This window comes from Staphylococcus sp. 231237_7MaSpsaltlick (assembly GCF_043107035.1).
This window is the reverse complement of the sequence record NZ_JBICNX010000097.1, coordinates 1-1,971: the sequence shown is the minus strand read 5'-3', so window position 1 is coordinate 1,971 and position 1,971 is coordinate 1. Positions and strand designations below refer to the sequence as shown.

Annotated in this window: 2 protein-coding genes; both read left to right on the top strand. The window is 31.9% G+C overall.

Annotated elements, in window-relative coordinates; all coding sequences use genetic code 11:
• Positions 1-116 precede the first annotated feature (116 nt).
• A complete protein-coding gene (locus ACF91D_RS30020; RefSeq protein ID WP_392438381.1) occupies positions 117-1,001 on the top strand; it encodes a MurR/RpiR family transcriptional regulator in 885 nt (294 codons plus the stop codon).
• 21 nt (positions 1,002-1,022) lie between these two features.
• Positions 1,023-1,940, top strand: a complete 918-nt coding sequence (locus ACF91D_RS30015; RefSeq protein WP_392438378.1) for a ribokinase — start codon at positions 1,023-1,025, stop codon at positions 1,938-1,940.
• Positions 1,941-1,971 lie beyond the last annotated feature (31 nt).

Sequence of the window (1,971 nt, the reverse complement as noted above, 5' to 3'; positions counted from 1 at the left end):
AGGGTATTAAAAGCTATATATATTACTTTTATAAAAATGAAAATAAAATATATAGCTAAAAATTACGGCCTTGTGATAACATAAATAAAACGTATCCAATGAAAGGAAATTTCTATATGGAAAATAAAATATTCACTGGTAAAGAAATTATTTTATACGCAAGAAGTATTTCACCTTCTTTAGCTAATAAGGAACGCAGAGTTGCTCAATTTATCGCTAATAACTATGAATCTTTAACAGATAGTACGATTAGCGATGTTGCAGAGCATTTAAAAATAAGTGAAGCTACAATTACGAAAGTGTGTAAAAAACTACATTGCGAAGGTTATTTACAATTAAAGAAATTGATTAAGAAATATATTGAAAGTACACACAACATAGAAGAATATGAAGAAGGTTCGGAATTTAAAGAAGGAGATTCTAATGATCTAATCGCAGAAAAAGTAATACTGAATGCAATATTAGCGCTTCAAGAAACACTAGACATTTTTAATTATGATGCATTTAATAAAGCATGCGAGATTTTCAAAGAAAAAGCTGAAAATAATAAAATTATATTAGTTGGTAGTGGTGGTTCGTCGGTTATTTGTGAAGATTTTCAACATAAATTGTTAAAGATTGGCATTGTCTCACATGTCTACAAAGATTCTCACATGCAACTTATGTTCACTTCATTAATTAATGAGGGAGACATTGTCTTGGGTGTCTCTCATTCTGGTACAACACAACATATTGTAAACGTCATACAAGGCGCAAGGGATAGAGGGGCTCATACGATTAGTGTTACGAATTATATGAACAGTAAAATTACAAAAGCAGCTGAAATAAATTTGGTTTCAACAGCTCAGAATGCGCCTATCACAGGTGAAAATGCAGCTGCACGCGTTGTACAATTAACAATTTTAGATGCGCTTTATACAAATCTAGCTATTAAAGGCGCAAAAAATTATGCAGAAAGCTTAACAAAAACAAGTGATGTTGTGAAAGACTACCGCTATTGAATAAAAGGAGTTTATATTCAAATGAAAAATAAAAAAGTTGTTGTAGTAGGCAGTCTGAATTATGATTTGATTTTATCGCAAGAACGTTTGCCTTATAAGGGTGAAACACTGTATGCAGATGATTTAATACAAGGGCTAGGCGGAAAAGGTGCTAACCAAGCTGTACAATGCGCTAAGCTTGGACTAGAAACGACACTCATTGGTACAGTTGGAAGTGATAGGTTTGGCGATGCGCTTATTGGTTCAATGCAGTCGGTTGGTGTTAATGCTGATAAAATACAACGTAGAGGACAGAGTGGGTTAGGCTTAGTGAATGTACTTTATGACGGTGATTATCATAGTACTATTTTAAAAGGGGCCAACTATACAATAACTATAGAAGATATTGAAAATGAAACTGAATTATTAGAATCTGCAGACTATATCATTTTGCAACAAGAGATACCTCAATTTATTAATGAGTATATAATAAAGAATTTCAACGAAAACGCGATTCTAATTTTAAATAATGCACCTGCAAGAAGTATAAAATACGAAGCTTTACAGAATTTAGATTATTTAATAGTAAATGAAACAGAAGCTGAGTTCATGATAAATAAAAAAGTTGATAATATAGATCAAGCATTTGAAGCAGTGCAACTATTACATTCTGAAATACACTCTACTGTTATTATAACTCTAGGAAAGTCAGGGGTTGTATTAAAAGATAATGAAAATATTTTTCACGTACCATCTAATAAAGTAAAAGCAATAGATACAACTGGAGCAGGCGATTCGTTTATAGGTGGCGTTGTTTATGGGTTATCTCAAGGGTATTCGACAAAAAAGGTGATTCAGTTCGCAAATAACGTTAGTTCTTTAACTGTCAAACACAAAGGGGGGAGTGAGTCCTTCCCACTATTAAAAGAGTGTATTGAAATGAATAATAGCGCTATTTGATATTAAGAAGTATATAGAAAAATGTATAAAT